Annotated in this window: 15 protein-coding genes, 1 tRNA gene and 1 rRNA gene; 14 read left to right on the forward strand and 3 right to left on the reverse strand. The window is 50.0% G+C overall.

Features of this window, described 5'->3' with window-relative positions; all coding sequences use genetic code 11:
- Positions 1 to 8 precede the first annotated feature (8 nt).
- The 7 genes from panF to KQJ18_RS13950 all read left to right on the forward strand — a co-directional run bounded on the left by panF (position 9) and on the right by KQJ18_RS13950 (position 6,052).
- Positions 9 to 1,460: a sodium/pantothenate symporter gene (gene panF, locus KQJ18_RS13920; protein WP_038634386.1), complete on the forward strand. Its 1,452-nt coding sequence runs from the start codon at positions 9 to 11 to the stop codon at positions 1,458 to 1,460.
- Between the two features lie 11 nt (positions 1,461 to 1,471).
- Positions 1,472 to 2,353 carry a 50S ribosomal protein L11 methyltransferase gene (gene prmA, locus KQJ18_RS13925; RefSeq protein WP_216422134.1) on the forward strand — a complete coding sequence of 294 codons (882 nt, stop codon included), beginning with the start codon at positions 1,472 to 1,474 and terminating at the stop codon, positions 2,351 to 2,353.
- 161 nt (positions 2,354 to 2,514) lie between these two features.
- Complete coding sequence (locus KQJ18_RS13930) at positions 2,515 to 3,246, forward strand: carbonic anhydrase family protein (RefSeq protein WP_233623706.1); 732 nt, start codon at positions 2,515 to 2,517, stop codon at positions 3,244 to 3,246.
- Between the two features lie 298 nt (positions 3,247 to 3,544).
- A complete protein-coding gene (gene dusB, locus KQJ18_RS13935) occupies positions 3,545 to 4,510 on the forward strand; it encodes a tRNA dihydrouridine synthase DusB (protein WP_038634395.1) in 966 nt (321 codons plus the stop codon).
- Between the two features lie 25 nt (positions 4,511 to 4,535).
- Positions 4,536 to 4,832: a DNA-binding transcriptional regulator Fis gene (gene fis / locus KQJ18_RS13940; protein ID WP_000462905.1), complete on the forward strand. Its 297-nt coding sequence runs from the start codon at positions 4,536 to 4,538 to the stop codon at positions 4,830 to 4,832.
- 88 nt (positions 4,833 to 4,920) lie between these two features.
- On the forward strand, positions 4,921 to 5,805 hold the full coding sequence (gene yhdJ, locus KQJ18_RS13945) for an adenine-specific DNA-methyltransferase (RefSeq protein ID WP_085048619.1): 885 nt from the start codon (positions 4,921 to 4,923) through the stop codon (positions 5,803 to 5,805).
- 82 nt (positions 5,806 to 5,887) lie between these two features.
- Positions 5,888 to 6,052, forward strand: a complete 165-nt coding sequence (locus KQJ18_RS13950; RefSeq protein ID WP_032940702.1) for a DUF2556 family protein — start codon at positions 5,888 to 5,890, stop codon at positions 6,050 to 6,052.
- 34 nt (positions 6,053 to 6,086) lie between these two features.
- Here the strand turns inward: KQJ18_RS13950 and envR are convergent, their stop codons facing one another.
- The gene (gene envR, locus KQJ18_RS13955) at positions 6,087 to 6,743 is read right to left on the reverse strand and encodes an acrEF/envCD operon transcriptional regulator (protein WP_216422136.1); all 657 of its coding nucleotides are present in this window, start codon (positions 6,741 to 6,743) and stop codon (positions 6,087 to 6,089) included.
- Between the two features lie 413 nt (positions 6,744 to 7,156).
- On the opposite strand from envR, the gene KQJ18_RS13960 reads away from it, so the two are divergent.
- The 7 genes from KQJ18_RS13960 (at position 7,157) to KQJ18_RS13990 (ending at position 16,558) form a co-directional block, all read left to right on the forward strand.
- A complete protein-coding gene (locus tag KQJ18_RS13960; protein ID WP_085048618.1) occupies positions 7,157 to 8,317 on the forward strand; it encodes an efflux RND transporter periplasmic adaptor subunit in 1,161 nt (386 codons plus the stop codon).
- Between the two features lie 11 nt (positions 8,318 to 8,328).
- Positions 8,329 to 11,442 (forward strand): efflux RND transporter permease subunit, encoded by a 3,114-nt coding sequence (locus KQJ18_RS13965; protein WP_085048617.1) that lies wholly within the window; start codon positions 8,329 to 8,331, stop codon positions 11,440 to 11,442.
- Positions 11,443 to 11,713: 271 nt separating this feature from the next.
- Positions 11,714 to 11,935, forward strand: coding sequence for a lipoprotein (locus tag KQJ18_RS13970; RefSeq protein ID WP_003025292.1), 222 nt, complete (start codon positions 11,714 to 11,716; stop codon positions 11,933 to 11,935).
- Positions 11,936 to 12,402: 467 nt separating this feature from the next.
- Entirely contained in the window at positions 12,403 to 13,428 is a 1,026-nt protein-coding gene (locus KQJ18_RS13975) for an amino acid ABC transporter substrate-binding protein (RefSeq protein WP_087856913.1), read from the forward strand.
- A gap of 69 nt (positions 13,429 to 13,497) precedes the next feature.
- Entirely contained in the window at positions 13,498 to 14,679 is a 1,182-nt protein-coding gene (locus KQJ18_RS13980) for an amino acid ABC transporter permease (RefSeq protein WP_085048616.1), read from the forward strand.
- Positions 14,680 to 14,688: 9 nt separating this feature from the next.
- Positions 14,689 to 15,792, forward strand: coding sequence for an amino acid ABC transporter permease (locus KQJ18_RS13985; RefSeq protein WP_038634420.1), 1,104 nt, complete (start codon positions 14,689 to 14,691; stop codon positions 15,790 to 15,792).
- Positions 15,793 to 15,799: 7 nt separating this feature from the next.
- A complete protein-coding gene (locus KQJ18_RS13990) occupies positions 15,800 to 16,558 on the forward strand; it encodes an amino acid ABC transporter ATP-binding protein (RefSeq protein ID WP_069325452.1) in 759 nt (252 codons plus the stop codon).
- A 103-nt stretch (positions 16,559 to 16,661) separates the two neighbouring features.
- Here KQJ18_RS13990 and rrf read toward each other — a convergent pair.
- Together rrf and KQJ18_RS14000 are read right to left on the reverse strand one after the other, a co-directional pair.
- Positions 16,662 to 16,777 (reverse strand): 5S ribosomal RNA (gene rrf / locus KQJ18_RS13995).
- Positions 16,778 to 16,815: 38 nt separating this feature from the next.
- Positions 16,816 to 16,891 (reverse strand) — tRNA-Thr (locus KQJ18_RS14000).
- Between the last annotated feature and the right edge of the window lie 84 nt (positions 16,892 to 16,975).

The following is a 16,975-nucleotide window of genomic DNA, read 5'->3' on the forward strand; positions in this document are numbered from 1 at the left end:
GGATGATGATGCAGCTTGAAGTTATTTTGCCGCTGGTCGCCTATCTTCTGGTGGTTTTCGGTCTCTCTGTTTACGCCATGCGCAAAAGGTCGACCGGCACCTTCCTGAATGAGTATTTCCTCGGCAGCCGCTCTATGGGCGGGGTCGTGTTAGCCATGACGCTAACGGCAACCTACATTAGCGCCAGCTCGTTTATCGGCGGCCCAGGTGCTGCTTATAAATACGGGCTGGGATGGGTTTTGTTAGCGATGATCCAACTACCCGCCGTCTGGTTGTCGTTGGGTATTCTCGGCAAAAAATTCGCCATTCTGGCACGCCGTTATAATGCGGTTACCCTCAACGATATGCTGTTTGCCCGCTACCAAAGCCGCCTGCTGGTGTGGCTGGCGAGCCTCAGCCTGCTGGTCGCGTTTGTCGGTGCAATGACCGTACAGTTTATTGGCGGCGCACGTTTGCTGGAAACCGCAGCGGGTATCCCTTACGAAACCGGCCTGCTGATTTTTGGCGTCAGTATCGCGTTATACACAGCGTTCGGCGGATTTCGCGCCAGCGTGTTGAACGACACGATGCAGGGCATGGTGATGCTGATTGGGACTATCGTACTGCTGGTCGGTGTCGTCCATGCCGCTGGTGGTCTCAGCAATGCGGTAGTCACTCTGCAAACCATCGATCCTAAACTGGTCTCGCCGCAGGGCGCTGATGACATTCTGTCCCCCACGTTTATGACTTCATTCTGGGTGCTGGTGTGCTTTGGCGTGATTGGCCTGCCGCATACGGCGGTGCGCTGCATCTCCTATAAGGACAGCAAAGCGGTACACCGTGGAATTATCATTGGCACCATCGTGGTGGCTGTCCTGATGTTTGGTATGCATCTGGCCGGCGCGTTGGGCCGGGCGGTGATCCCTGACCTGACGGTACCGGATCTGGTTATTCCCACGCTAATGGTAAAAGTCTTGCCGCCGGTAGCAGCCGGGATCTTCCTCGCCGCGCCCATGGCCGCGATCATGTCGACGATCAATGCCCAATTGCTGCAAAGTTCCGCTACGATCATTAAAGATCTCTATCTGAACCTTCGCCCGGAACAACTGCAAAATGAAACACGGCTGAAACGCATGTCGGCAGTGATCACTCTGCTGCTGGGCGCGTTACTGCTGCTGGCCGCCTGGAAGCCGCCAGAGATGATTATCTGGCTTAACCTGCTGGCGTTTGGCGGGTTGGAAGCCGTCTTCCTATGGCCGCTGGTGCTGGGCCTTTACTGGGAGCGGGCAAACGCGGCAGGCGCACTGAGCGCAATGATTGTCGGCGGCGTACTTTATGCCGTACTCGCTACTTTTAACATTCAGTACCTGGGCTTTCATCCGATTGTGCCCTCGTTACTGATAAGTTTGCTGGCTTTCCTGATCGGCAACCGTTTCGGTTCCGCCGTTCCGCAAGTCGCCATATTGACTACTGATAAATAAAGAGTTTTGCTATGCCATGGATTCAACTGAAACTGAACACGACCGGTGCAAACGCTGAAGAGTTGAGCGATGCGCTGATGGAAGCGGGCTCCGTTTCCATTACTTTCCAGGATACGCATGATACGCCGGTATTTGAACCTCTGCCGGGCGAGACTCGCCTGTGGGGCGATACCGACGTTATCGGCTTGTTCGATGCAGAAACCGACATGAAAGAAGTCGTTGCGATTCTGGAGCAGCACCCACTACTGGGTACAGGCTTCGCGCATAAAATCGAACAGCTCGAAGACAAAGACTGGGAACGCGAATGGATGGACAACTTCCACCCGATGCGCTTTGGCGAACGTCTGTGGATTTGCCCAAGCTGGCGCGATGTCCCGGATGAGAACGCCGTCAACGTGATGCTCGACCCGGGTCTGGCATTTGGTACCGGTACTCACCCAACCACCTCTCTGTGCCTGCAATGGCTGGACGGTCTCGATCTTAACGGTAAAACGGTTATCGACTTTGGCTGCGGATCCGGCATCCTTGCCATTGCGGCACTGAAGCTGGGTGCAGCGAAAGCGATTGGTGTAGATATCGATCCGCAAGCGATTCAGGCCAGCCGTGATAACGCCCAACGTAATGGCGTTTCTGAGCGTCTGGAACTTTATCTGCCTAAAGACCAGCCAGAGTCGATGAAAGCCGATGTGGTGGTCGCCAACATCCTTGCTGGCCCATTACGTGAACTCGCACCTTTAATCAGCGTGCTGCCCGTTGAGGGCGGTTTGCTGGGGCTTTCTGGTATTCTTGCCAGCCAGGCGGAAAGCGTCTGTGAAGCCTATGCCGACCTCTTTACGCTCGATCCGGTTATCGAGAAAGAAGAGTGGTGTCGCATTACCGGACAGAAAAAATAATCCCTTCCGGCGTGGTTATCCGACCACGCCATTTTCAGACAACAGACCAGCATACTGATACTTTACCCAACGATATAATAACTAATTGATTTTTATATTTTTTGTTAAGTAAACGCATGCACTTCAATCGTTTTACAACAATTTTACTGGCAGCATGCTTAATGCCCCTGAAGACGCTGGCCGTGCCATGGGGCTATACCGGAGAAACCAGCCCTGCGCAGTGGGGCAAAATAAGCAAAGAGTATGCAACGTGTCAGACGGGTATCAACCAGTCACCCGTTGATATCCAGACCACGACAACCAGCAAACTCGGCCTGCCCGCGCTCAATTTACAATACATTGATGGCCCGACAAGATTTCGCAGCATTAACCATACGCTGCAGGCAACAATGAGCTCCTACCCCCCTAATTTCATTGAAATTGAAGAAAAGCTCTATTATTTAAAACATTTTGATTTTCACGCTCCAGGCGAACATACCCTCAACGGTAAAATCTATCCACTGGAGCTGCAGTTGACCCACGAAAACCAACATGGTGATATCGCCATTGTGGCGGTCATGTTTGACATTGGTGAGCCTAACCAGGCGATTCAAAACCTGTGGGAGTCCTTTCCCACCATGGAGGGCAACAGCATGCCCATTTTTTCGCCCGTCGATATCAACCAGCTTCTACCCGACAATAAGACCTACTGGCTCTACAGTGGCTCGATAACAACGCCTCCCTGTACTGAAGGCGTCACCTGGGTTGTCCTGAAAAAGCCTGTGGCCCTTTCCGCCGAACAGTTGGATAAATTTCACTACATTGTTGGGCCAGCGAACAATCGTCCACCGCAGCCGCTGAATGAACGCACGATTACGGACAGCAATTCAGGTGGCACCGAGATCCTGTACTAAAATGAGGTAACGATCACACAATAGCGAGGTAATTTGCTGATTAATTCAGCAGAATATCTTGTCAGTACCTTCTGTAATTGAAGAAAAAATGAGAAGTTACGCAAAATTATATGCGTATATAAAATCGACACATTTTTGTAATACTATGATTTATATGATTAAATATTTTCATGAGTTCATATTTACGGCAATTCATTGATCCACCTCAGTGGATTGGTCAAAGTTTGGCCTTTCATCTCGTGCGAAAAATGCGTAATATACGCCGCCTTGCAGTCACAGTATGGTCATTTCTTAACTCATGCGCATCGGACAACACCAGCTCAGAAATCGCCTGATCGCAGCACCTATGGCTGGCATCACTGACAGACCATTCAGGACGCTGTGCTACGAGATGGGAGCTGGATTGACGGTATCCGAGATGATGTCTTCTAACCCGCAGGTTTGGGAAAGCGACAAGTCTCGTTTACGGATGGTGCACGTTGACGAGCCAGGAATTCGCACGGTGCAAATTGCCGGTAGCGATCCTGTTGAGATGGCCGATGCCGCACGTATTAACGTGGAAAGCGGCGCCCAGATTATTGATATCAATATGGGGTGTCCGGCTAAAAAAGTGAATCGCAAGCTCGCAGGTTCAGCCCTCTTGCAGTACCCGGATTTAGTGAAATCAATACTAACCGAGGTCGTCAATGCAGTGGACGTTCCTGTCACACTCAAGATTCGCACCGGCTGGGCTCCGGAACACCGTAACTGCGTAGAGATTGCCCAACTGGCTGAAGACTGTGGCATTCAGGCTCTGACCATTCATGGACGCACCCGCGCCTGTTTGTTCAATGGAGATGCTGAGTACGACAGTATTCGGGCAGTTAAGCAGAAAGTTTCCATTCCGATTATCGCGAATGGCGACATTACTGACCCGCTTAAAGCCAGAGCTGTACTCGACTATACGGGGGCGGATGCCCTGATGATAGGCCGTGCTGCTCAGGGAAGACCCTGGATCTTTCGGGAAATCCAGCATTATCTGGACACTGGGGAGCTGCTGCCCCCGCTGCCACTGGCAGAGGTGAAGCGCTTGCTTTGTGCGCATGTTCGGGAACTGCACGACTTTTATGGTCATGCAAAAGGGTACCGAATTGCGCGTAAACACGTATCCTGGTATCTCCAGGAACACGCTCCGGATGACCAGTTTCGGCGCACATTCAACGCCATTGAAGATTCCAGCGAACAGCTGGCGGCGTTGGAGGCATACTTCGAAAATTTTGCGTAAACAGAAATAAAGAGCTGACAGAACTATGTTCGAACAACGCGTAAATTCTGACGTACTGACCGTTTCTACCGTTAACTCTCAGGACCAGGTAACTCAAAAGCCCCTGCGTGACTCGGTTAAACAGGCACTGAAGAACTATTTTGCTCAATTGAACGGTCAAGACGTTAATGATCTCTATGAGCTGGTACTGGCTGAAGTAGAACAGCCCCTGTTGGACATGGTGATGCAATACACCCGCGGCAACCAGACCCGTGCTGCCCTGATGATGGGCATCAACCGTGGTACGCTGCGTAAAAAACTGAAAAAATACGGCATGAACTGATACTAATCAGTTAAATGTTTGTTTTAAAAGGCGCTACTCGGCATGGGGAAGCGCCTTTTTTATTAATGTCACACGGGAGGCTTTGGCGATGAACGCAAGAGGTGAACCTGTCTATTTTGGCGATGAATCTAAAAAGATAATCCTGGGTGATGCGCTGACCGAGCTAAAAAAGCTACCCGCTGAAAGCATCGATCTCATTTTTGCCGACCCACCTTATAACATCGGCAAAGACTTTGACGGGATGGTGGAATCCTGGGACGAAGAGACCTTTCTGGCGTGGCTGTTTGAGTGTATCGACGAGTGCCATCGTATTCTCAAACCACACGGTAGCATGTACATCATGAACAGTACGGAGAACATGCCGTACATCGACCTCAAATGTCGCCAGCTTTTTACCATCAAAAGCCGTATCGTGTGGTCATATGATAGCTCAGGGGTACAGGCTAAAAACTACTTTGGTTCGATGTATGAACCTATCCTGATGATGGTGAAAGATCAGAAAAACTACACGTTTAATCGTGATGATATTCTGGTTGAAGCCAAAACGGGCGCTAAACGTGCGCTAATAGACTATAGAAAGAATCCGCCCCAGCCTTACAATCAGAAAAAAGTACCTGGCAATGTCTGGGATTTTCCCCGCGTTCGCTATCTGATGGATGAATACGAAAATCACCCCACCCAAAAACCCAAAGCCCTCCTGGAACGGATCATTCTGGCTTCCTCCAACCCGGATGACAAAGTGCTCGATCCGTTTGCCGGCAGCTTTACAACCGGCGCCACCGCTGTGGAATTAGGTCGCAAATTTGTCGGTATTGAAATCAATGCTGAATACGTAAAAATGGGGCTCAGAAGACTGAGTATCGGTTCTCATTTTTCAGAGACTGAACTTGCAAAAGTGAAAAAACGTAAGACAAAAAACCTGTCCAAAAAGAGCCGATTAACGGCAAACAGTGGCGCTCTTTCGGTAAAGTAAAGGCATTGTAAGTCTGCTTTTCAGCTTACTGATTTCGTGTATATTCCCTGCACGCTTGGGCATGAATACACAGGATTTAGCAATGATTCGCAAGTATTGGTGGCTGGTTGTTTTTGCGGTCTTCGTTTTTCTTTTTGATGCGCTGCTCATCCAGTGGATAGAACTGATGACGACAGAGCACGACAAGTGCCGGAATATGAACTCAGTGAATCCTCTAAAGCTGGTCAACTGCGCCGATCTCGACTAGCACCGTCGACAGCCGTCAGGCCCTGGCGGCTAAACTACCCAACCTGGTTTTCACTCTGTATTAATTGCATTACACAGCCATCCGGACTTAACATTTTTAATACATTATCAACTAATGCTGGCGCTTGCCCATAAAGATCATAACTCTCTGGATTCATTAGCCAGTTTTTTATTATTCCGCTAAAGCTACCATGCAAAATAATTATGATGACGTCTAAATCCAGACTGGTGGCAATCAAATTTTCATCTACGCACCGTTGGAGAGAATCGCGAATGCTTTGGTGGCTGAGACCTATTTTATCGCGAATGGCCTGCTCTGATATCATATCTTTATGGAATTCGCATTTATGATATAAAATCTGCATTAATGCCTGCTGGCGAGGGTTCTCCGCAATATATTGTAATCCCACCACAAATTTTTCACGCAACCGCTGTAAAGGGTTATTCCCCCAACGACCAATAAGCTTGTCCTGAATAAGATCGCGTAAGGGAGGTTGTTGTAACCATAGCTCATTAAACAATTGAGTTTTATTTTCGAAATGCCAATAAAGTGCACCCCGCGTCACATTGGCGGCATCCGCTATGTCGTTTAGCGTCGTATTACTTACGCCACGTGCGGCAAACTGTACAATCGCCGTTTCCATCAGGTGCTGTCGCGTTTTGAGGGCATCCGCTTTCGTTTTTCTGGCCATGATTCCGACTATCTGGATTGGAGTAGAGAATGATTAACTTTCTTATCTAATATTTTCTATCTGGAACAAATGTATCACTTAGCGTTTATTTAGACGAGGGCTAAAGTATTTAATTACGGACATTACACACGAATAGATAAAACAAATAACAGAAACTAATATATTCACCAATCAGATGATCATTTCAAGATGTATTTATCAGCATCATAGTGTTGCTATAAATATCACAATGAAACGGTAGCTGATTAATCTTTTTTTGCTTTTATGTGCCGTCAACCCCGCCCATAAATAAGTATTGCTTACATCGCAAGCTAATAATTTGTAGGATAGCCAACTATTATTTTTCTTGTGCGCGTTATCACCTCCGCTGTTACCCGGTTAATAACGAGCGTTCGGTTTTTTAAGGAATAGAAATGACGAAAAATGCCAGGTTTTCACTCCTGCCCTCATTCATCATCATCTCCGCTGCATTACTCGCCGGTTGTAACGATCAGGGAGAAACACAAGCACATCCCGCAGAGCCGCAGGTGACTGTCCATGTCGTCGAAAAGGCCCCTTTAGCCGTGACGACCGAATTACCCGGGCGCACCACAGCATTCCGTATTGCAGAAGTCCGTCCTCAGGTTAGCGGAATTGTACTTAAACGGAATTTCACCGAGGGGAGCGATGTTGAAGCCGGTCAATCGCTTTATCAGATCGATCCAGCGACTTACCAGGCTGACTATGACAGCGCCAAAGGCGAACTGGCAAAGAGCGAAGCGGCCGCCGCTATCGCGCATTTAACGGTAAAACGTTATGTGCCGCTGGTTGGCACTAAATACATCAGCCAGCAAGAGTACGATCAGGCAATTGCTGATGCCCGCCAGGCTGATGCCTCCGTAATCGCGGCAAAAGCGGCGGTCGAAAGCGCACGTATCAACCTGGCCTACACCAAAGTGACATCGCCCATTAGCGGACGTATCGGTAAATCTAACGTCACCGAAGGCGCATTGGTCACGAATGGTCAGGCAACTGAGCTTGCTACCGTGCAACAGCTCGATCCTATCTATGTCGACGTCACGCAGTCCAGTAACGACTTTATGCGCCTCAAGCAGTCTATTGAACAAGGTAGTCTGCATAAAGACAGCGCCAGCAGTACCGTCGAACTGGTGATGGAAAATGGTCAGGCATATCCGCTGAAAGGCTCATTGCAATTTTCTGATGTGACGGTTGATGAAAGCACCGGATCAATCACTCTCAGAGCCGTATTCCCTAACCCACAGCACACGCTGCTGCCAGGCATGTTTGTGCGCGCGCGCATTGATGAAGGCGTCCAACCGAATGCCATTCTTGTTCCGCAGCAGGGTGTAACGCGCACGCCACGCGGCGATGCCACCGTGATGGTCGTTAACGACAAGAGCCAGGTTGAAGCGCGGACAGTTGTCGCCGCTCAAGCTATTGGTGACAAATGGCTCATCAGCGAAGGTCTGCAACCCGGTGACAAAGTTATCGTGAGCGGCTTGCAGAAAGCACGCCCTGGCGTTCAGGTTAAAGCAACCGCCGATACCGAAACCCCTGCGACGAAAGCCCAATAAGGTAACCGGATATGGCTAACTTTTTTATCAGGCGTCCTATCTTTGCTTGGGTACTGGCCATCATTCTGATGATGGCGGGCGCTCTGGCAATCATGCAACTGCCCGTGGCGCAGTACCCGACCATCGCGCCCCCTGCCGTATCGATTTCCGCCACCTATCCAGGTGCGGATGCGCAGACGGTGCAGGATACCGTCACGCAGGTTATCGAACAGAATATGAACGGTATCGATAACCTGATGTATATGTCCTCCACCAGCGATTCTGCCGGGAGTGTGACCATCACGCTGACCTTCCAGTCCGGTACCGACCCCGATATCGCGCAAGTTCAGGTGCAAAACAAGCTGCAGCTCGCCACCCCCTTACTGCCGCAAGAAGTTCAGCAGCAGGGGATCAGCGTCGAGAAATCAAGTAGCAGCTTTTTGATGGTCGCGGGTTTCGTTTCTGACAACCCACAAACCACGCAGGATGACATTTCCGACTACGTCGCCTCGAACGTTAAAGATTCAATCAGCCGTCTGAATGGTGTGGGTGACGTGCAGCTGTTTGGTGCGCAGTACGCTATGCGCATCTGGCTGGATGCAAACTTGTTGAATAAGTACCAGCTCACACCGGTTGATGTGATCAATCAGTTGCAGGTGCAGAACGATCAGATTGCCGCCGGTCAGTTGGGCGGTACGCCTGCGTTGCCTAATCAGCAGCTTAACGCCTCAATCATCGCGCAGACGCGCCTGAAAGATCCTGAAGAATTCGGGAAGGTCACGTTACGCGTCAACAGCGATGGTTCGGTTGTTCACCTGAAGGATGTCGCGCGTATTGAGTTGGGTGGTGAGAACTACAACGTGGTCGCGCGTATTAACGGTAAACCAGCCTCCGGTCTCGGGATCAAACTGGCAACCGGCGCAAACGCGCTGGATACCGCTAACGCTATCAAAGCCAAGCTGGTTGAACTGCAACCGTTCTTCCCGCAGGGAATGAAGGTGGTCTACCCGTATGACACCACGCCGTTCGTCACTATCTCCATTCATGAGGTCGTGAAAACGCTGTTTGAAGCAATCATACTGGTATTCCTCGTGATGTATTTGTTCCTGCAAAACATCCGGGCTACGCTCATTCCAACCATTGCCGTGCCTGTTGTATTGTTGGGCACATTTGCCGTGCTTGCCGCGTTTGGCTACTCCATAAACACGCTGACGATGTTCGGCATGGTACTCGCCATCGGCCTATTGGTTGATGATGCGATAGTGGTGGTGGAAAACGTGGAACGTGTGATGATGGAAGATAATCTGCCGCCCAAAGAGGCGACAGAAAAATCCATGTCACAAATTCAGGGCGCGCTGGTCGGTATCGCCATGGTGCTGTCTGCGGTATTTATCCCGATGGCCTTCTTTGGCGGCTCAACCGGGGCTATCTATCGGCAGTTCTCTATCACCATCGTTTCTGCAATGGCGCTTTCAGTGCTGGTAGCGCTGATCCTGACTCCCGCGCTTTGTGCAACGCTGTTGAAGCCGGTATCGGCTGAACATCACGAGAATAAAAGCGGTTTCTTTGGCTGGTTTAATGCCAAATTCGATCACAGCGTCAACCATTACACCAATAGCGTCAGCGGTATTGTGCGTAAAACCGGGCGTTACCTGGTCGTCTACCTGGTTATCGTGATTGGGATGGCGGTGTTGTTTATGCGCCTTCCAACCTCCTTCTTGCCAGAAGAAGATCAGGGCGTATTCCTGACGATGATTCAGCTTCCGGCCGGCGCAACGCAAGAGCGAACCCAGAAAGTGCTGGATCAAGTTACCCACTACTACCTGAATAACGAGAAAGCCAACGTCGAAAGCGTCTTTACGGTTAACGGCTTTAGCTTCAGCGGACAGGGGCAAAACTCAGGGATGGCGTTTGTCAGCCTCAAGCCCTGGGAAGAACGCAGTGGCGACGAGAATAACGTTGAATCGATTATCGCCAGAGCAACCCGCGCGTTTAGCCAGATTCGTGATGGCTTAGTGTTCCCTTTCAACATGCCAGCCATTGTTGAACTGGGTACCGCAACCGGCTTCGACTTCGAACTGATTGACCAGGGCGGGCTGGGACATACCGCGTTAACGCAAGCACGTAACCAACTTTTGGGCATGGTTGCTAAACATCCTGACCTGTTGGTTCGCGTGCGTCCAAATGGTCTCGAGGATACCGCGCAGTTCAAACTGGATGTTGATCAGGAAAAAGCCCAGGCCCTTGGTGTCTCGCTGTCCGATATTAATGAAACCATCTCCGCTGCGCTGGGTGGCTATTACGTCAATGACTTCATAGACCGTGGCCGCGTGAAAAAAGTGTACGTACAGGCCGATGCCAAATTCCGTATGTTGCCGGAAGACATCAATAATCTGTATGTTCGTAGCGCCAATGGCGAAATGGTACCGTTCTCCACGTTCAGTTCCGCACATTGGATCTACGGATCACCACGTCTGGAACGTTACAACGGCATGCCTTCAATGGAACTGTTAGGGGAAGCGGCCCCAGGCCGAAGCACCGGTGAAGCGATGGCGCTGATGGAAAGTCTGGCTGAGAAACTGCCTAACGGTATCGGCCATGACTGGACAGGTATGTCCTATCAGGAACGACTCTCGGGGAACCAGGCGCCTGCGCTGTATGCCATCTCGCTCATCGTTGTCTTCCTTTGCCTTGCCGCTTTGTATGAGAGTTGGTCAATTCCGTTCTCGGTGATGCTGGTTGTACCGCTTGGCGTGGTTGGCGCACTGTTAGCAGCATCGCTACGTGGGATGAATAACGACGTGTATTTCCAGGTTGGGTTGCTAACCACTATCGGTCTCTCGGCTAAAAACGCCATCTTGATCGTCGAGTTTGCCAAAGACCTGATGGATAAAGAGGGCAAAGGACTGATCGAAGCGACGTTGGAGGCATCCCGCATGCGTCTTCGCCCTATCCTGATGACCTCTCTGGCCTTCATTTTGGGGGTTATGCCTCTGGTTATCAGCCACGGTGCGGGTAGCGGTGCGCAGAATGCGGTTGGTACAGGTGTAATGGGGGGAATGCTAACCGCAACATTGTTGGCGATCTTCTTTGTTCCCGTCTTCTTTGTTGTCGTCAGACGGCGTTTTAGTCGGCACACTGATTAATTTGTAAAATAAAGGCGTCTACGGACGCCTTTTTCATCAGTACACTCTCTCTTTGTTTATTAATAAGATAGCCATTTATTTCATTTAAGTCGTTCCTTCAAACCCACCCGCAACCTTTCTTTTTATCCATTATTTTTACAATCCACATGAATTGAGATTATTCCTCCTGTCAGTCTTTTTTTAAGAAGTGGTAAAATAATGACCGAGTTCGCAGATGGCTTAGCGTTTGTCTTTGCTCAATTAGCGAAACGCTTATTTTTGAGGTAACATCATGAAAAGATTAATATCCGTTGCATTGCTTACCGCGTTTCTTGCCGGTTGTGCACACGATTCTCCCTGCGTACCTGTATACGACGATCAGGGACGCCTGGTTCATACCAATACCTGTATGAAAGGCACCACGCAGGATAACTGGGAAACAGCCGGTGCCATCGCCGGTGGCGCAGCCGCCGTTGCCGGATTGACGCTTGGGATAGTTGCCCTGACCAAATAACTCTTCTTAAAGGTTTTAAAGGCGCGGTGGTTACCGCGCTTTTAGCAAAAAAATAAAATTCACATATAAGACAAAACGTTGGTTTATAGCTCTTACTGAATAATAAAATTATTATAGATATCCCTCACATATCCACGACTTGAAATTAGCATTTTTCCTGTTCTTTGTTACACCGCGTTTTCTTTTCATTATTCTCACGCGATCAATATTAACGTCCGAAATCGTTATCACGCGTCCTGTCTGATTTTAAAATTTTTGCGCTGAAATGTGGCTTACGTTTCAATTTTGCACCACTTCAGGGCGCTGCATTTATTTTTTCCTGTCTACACTCTGCATATTGCGCCGAATAATCGTGCGCAAAAACCTGGCACTACCTTTGCTTAAAAGAGTATGGCCAAAGCCACAGACCGGTAAAAGACGTTTTCAGAACGTTTTCATAACAATAATTCCTCCACACAGGATGCTCTATGAAAAAGATGATAATAGCCAGCCTGGCTGCGGCCGGCGTGCTCCTTGCGATCGCAAATCAGGCGCATGCCGGCGCAACACTTGATGCCGTAAAGAAAAAAGGGTTTGTGCAATGCGGGATCAGTGACGGGTTGCCTGGCTTCTCTTACGCCGATGCGAACGGTAAGTTTTCAGGTATTGATGTCGACGTATGCCGAGGCGTTGCCTCCGCCGTATTTGGTGATGATACCAAAGTAAAATATACCCCACTCACCGCCAAGGAACGTTTTACCGCGTTACAGTCTGGCGAAGTCGACATGCTCTCGCGTAATACCACATGGACCTCCTCTCGTGATGCAGGTATGGGCATGTCTTTCACTGGCGTAACCTATTACGATGGCATTGGTTTTCTTACCCACAATAAAGCCGGCCTGAAAAGCGCCAAAGAACTGGATGGCGCAACGGTGTGTATTCAGGCAGGAACCGATACCGAACTGAACGTGGCTGACTACTTTAAAGCCAACAATATGAAGTACACCCCTGTCACTTTTGACCGCTCGGATGAATCGGCTAAGGCACTGGAATCAGGACGTTGCGATACGCTGGCCTCCGACCAGTCGCAGTTGTACGCCCTGCGAATCAAGCTGAGCAATCCTGCAGAATGGATTGTCCTGCCAGAAGTTATTTCTAAAGAACCCTTAGGTCCGGTTGTACGTCGTGGCGACGATGAATGGTTCTCCATTGTTCGCTGGACGCTGTTCGCCATGCTGAATGCGGAAGAGATGGGTGTTAACTCGAAAAACGTTGACGAAAAAGCGGCTAATCCTGCAACGCCGGATATGGCGCATCTGTTAGGTAAAGAAGGGGATTATGGTAAGGATCTGAAGCTTGATAACAAATGGGCTTATAACATTATTAAGCAAGTAGGTAACTACTCGGAGATCTTTGAACGTAACGTTGGATCGGAAAGTCCATTGAAGATCAAACGTGGACAGAACAACCTCTGGAACAACGGTGGCATTCAATATGCGCCACCGGTGCGCTAATGCAACGTGATGTAACGGGCGCCGCAGTTGCGGCGCTCAGCCCAGAGTCATTGTTACCGAGGTTTTCTTATGCTTCATCGCCGCTCAACCGTAAAAGGATCGCTATCCTTTTCTAACCCTGCGGTCCGCGCCTGGTTATTCCAAATACTCGCCGTCATTGCGGTCATTAGCATTGCGGTCTATCTCATTCATAACACGATTAATAACCTGAGCAGTCGCGGTATTACCTCGGGATTTTCTTTTCTCGATCGCAGCGCCGGATTTGGTATCGTCCAGCATCTGATTGATTACGAGCAAGGCGATACCTATGGCCGCGTGTTCCTGGTCGGTCTGCTTAATACGCTGTTAGTTTCCGCACTATGTATCGTCTTCGCTTCATTTCTCGGTTTCTTTCTCGGGCTGGCACGCCTGTCAGATAACTGGTTATTGCGAAAGCTCTCCACGGTCTATATCGAAACGTTCCGCAATATCCCACCGCTATTGCAGATCTTCTTTTGGTATTTTGCCGTATTACGTAACCTGCCCGGCCCACGTCAGGCGGTTAACGCGCTGGATTTAATGTTTCTGAGCAACCGGGGGCTGTATATTCCGGCGCCGCAAATGGGAGAAGGTCTTTTTGCCTTTTGTACCGCGGTCCTTATTGCCGTCGTTGTCACCTTCGGACTATTCCGTTTCAACAGAATGCACCAGATCAAAACCGGTCAGTTACGCCGTACCTGGCCCACAGCTCTGGCGTTGATCGTGCTCTTACCAATGATTTCACAATGGTTTTTTGGCGCGGCACTTCACTGGGATATCCCTGAACTACGCGGTTTTAACTTTCGTGGCGGCATGGTGCTTATACCTGAACTGGCGGCTCTGACGCTGGCGCTTTCAGTGTATACCTCAGCGTTTATTGCAGAAATTATTCGGGCAGGAATTCAGGCTGTTCCTTATGGCCAACATGAGGCAGCACGCTCTCTGGGTTTGCCAAATCCGGTGACGCTCCGCCAGGTCATCATCCCGCAGGCGCTGCGCGTCATCATTCCTCCACTAACCAGTCAGTACCTGAATATCGTTAAAAATTCATCGCTCGCTGCCGCCATTGGCTACCCGGATATGGTTTCCCTGTTTGCCGGCACGGTACTCAATCAAACGGGACAAGCCATTGAAACTATTGCCATCACGATGTCGGTGTACCTGATCATCAGCCTGAGCATTTCTCTACTGATGAATATTTATAACCGTCGTATCGCACTGATCGAGCGCTAAGGAGCCATGATGACAAAAGCACTACTGTCTCACCCCTCGCGCCAGAGCAGTAACCCGGCAAGCCGCTGTCTGTTCTGGGTTCGCAAAAACCTGTTCTCCAGTTGGTCAAATAGCCTGCTCACGCTGCTATGCGTGTGGCTAATTTGGTCCTTCCTTCCACCGCTGTTGAACTGGGTATTTTTTCAGGCCAACTGGGTAGGCTCTACCCGAGCTGACTGTACCAAAGCGGGGGCCTGCTGGGTGTTCATTCATGAACGCTTCGGACAATTCATGTATGGACTTTACCCACACGATCAGCGCTGGCGCATTAATCTGGCCCTGCTGATTGGCCTGGTCTCAATCGTTCCCATGTTCTGGAAAACCATTCCCCACCGTGGTCGTTATATCGCCGTTTGGGCAGTCGTTTATCCTTTGGTGGTCTGGTGGCTGATGTACGGTGGTTTTTTCGGGCTTGAGCGAGTAGAAACCCGGCAGTGGGGCGGGTTAACGCTGACGCTTATCATCGCATCCGTCGGTATTGCGGGTGCGCTCCCGTGGGGGATTCTACTGGCATTGGGGCGTCGTTCCCATATGCCCGTCGTGCGGATTTTATCCGTGATTTTTATTGAGTTCTGGCGCGGCGTACCGTTGATCACCGTCCTGTTTATGTCTTCTGTCATGCTGCCTCTGTTTATGTCTGAGGGGACCAGTATCGACAAGCTTATCCGGGCACTGGTCGGTGTCATTCTTTTCCAGTCAGCCTATGTTGCAGAGGTGGTTCGTGGGGGATTACAGGCCTTGCCAAAAGGTCAGTATGAAGCGGCTGAATCACTGGCTCTGGGGTACTGGAAAACCCAAGGGTTGGTCATTCTTCCCCAAGCCCTCAAGCTGGTTATTCCTGGTTTGGTTAATACGATTATTGCCCTGTTCAAGGATACCAGTCTGGTCATCATCATCGGCCTGTTTGATCTCTTTAGCAGCGTGCAGCAAGCAACCGTGGATCCTGCATGGCTGGGTATGTCGACGGAAGGATATGTTTTTGCCGCACTGATTTACTGGATCTTTTGTTTCAGTATGTCGCGTTACAGCCAACATCTGGAAAAACGTTTTAATACCGGGCGTACACCGCACTGAGGAATTTATGAACCAATTATTAAGGCAGTCTACCGACGCGATGATTACGCTGGAAAACGTCAACAAATGGTACGGACAGTTCCACGTTTTGAAAAACATCAATCTGCAGGTAAAACAAGGAGAGCGTATCGTCTTATGCGGTCCTTCCGGCTCGGGTAAATCGACAACTATCCGTTGTATTAACCATCTGGAAGAGCATCAGCAAGGACGTATTGTGGTGGATGGGATTGAACTCAATGAGGACATTCGCAATATTGAGCGCGTCAGGCAGGAAGTTGGCATGGTCTTTCAACACTTCAATCTCTTTCCTCATTTGACGGTCCTGCAAAACTGTACGCTGGCGCCAGTCTGGGTGCAAAAGATGCCGAAAAAAGAGGCTGAAGTGTTGGCAATGCACTACCTTGAGCGAGTTCGCATTGCTGAACATGCGCATAAATATCCAGGGCAAATCTCTGGCGGGCAACAGCAGCGTGTGGCCATTGCACGTTCTTTATGTATGAAACCTAAAATTATGTTGTTTGATGAACCCACATCAGCGCTGGATCCTGAAATGGTGAAAGAGGTGCTTGATACCATGATCGGTCTGGCGCAATCGGGTATGACTATGCTGTGCGTTACCCATGAAATGGGATTTGCCCGCACAGTGGCCGACCGGGTGATCTTTATGGATCTTGGCGAGATTGTAGAGCAGGCGCCACCGGATGAGTTTTTTGCCAATCCCAGGTCAGAACGTACGCGGGCATTCCTGTCGCAGGTGATTCATTAATCTTCTGTTTTGCCCGGTGGCCTGCGCTTACCGGGCCTACGGGTTAGCAAGAAACATAACGCAAAAAGGCCATCCTTTCGGATGGCCTTTTCACTTATTTGATGTCTGGCAGTTCCCTACTCTCGCATGGGGAGACCCCACACTACCATCGGCGCTACGGCGTTTCACTTCTGAGTTCGGCATGGGGTCAGGTGGGACCACCGCGCTACAGCCGCCAGACAAATTCTTTTCTAAGTGCCGAACTTTAACCGAAAAACTGGTGCTGATACCCAGAGTCGAACTGGGGACCTCACCCTTACCAAGGGTGCGCTCTACCAACTGAGCCATATCAGCACACTAAATTTGATGCCTGGCAGTTCCCTACTCTCGCATGGGGAGACCCCACACTACCATCGGCGCTACGGCGTTTCACTTCTG

It is taken from the genome of Citrobacter sp. S55_ASV_140 (genome assembly GCF_018919505.1).
Taxonomy (GTDB): Bacteria; Pseudomonadota; Gammaproteobacteria; order Enterobacterales; family Enterobacteriaceae; genus Citrobacter; species Citrobacter werkmanii.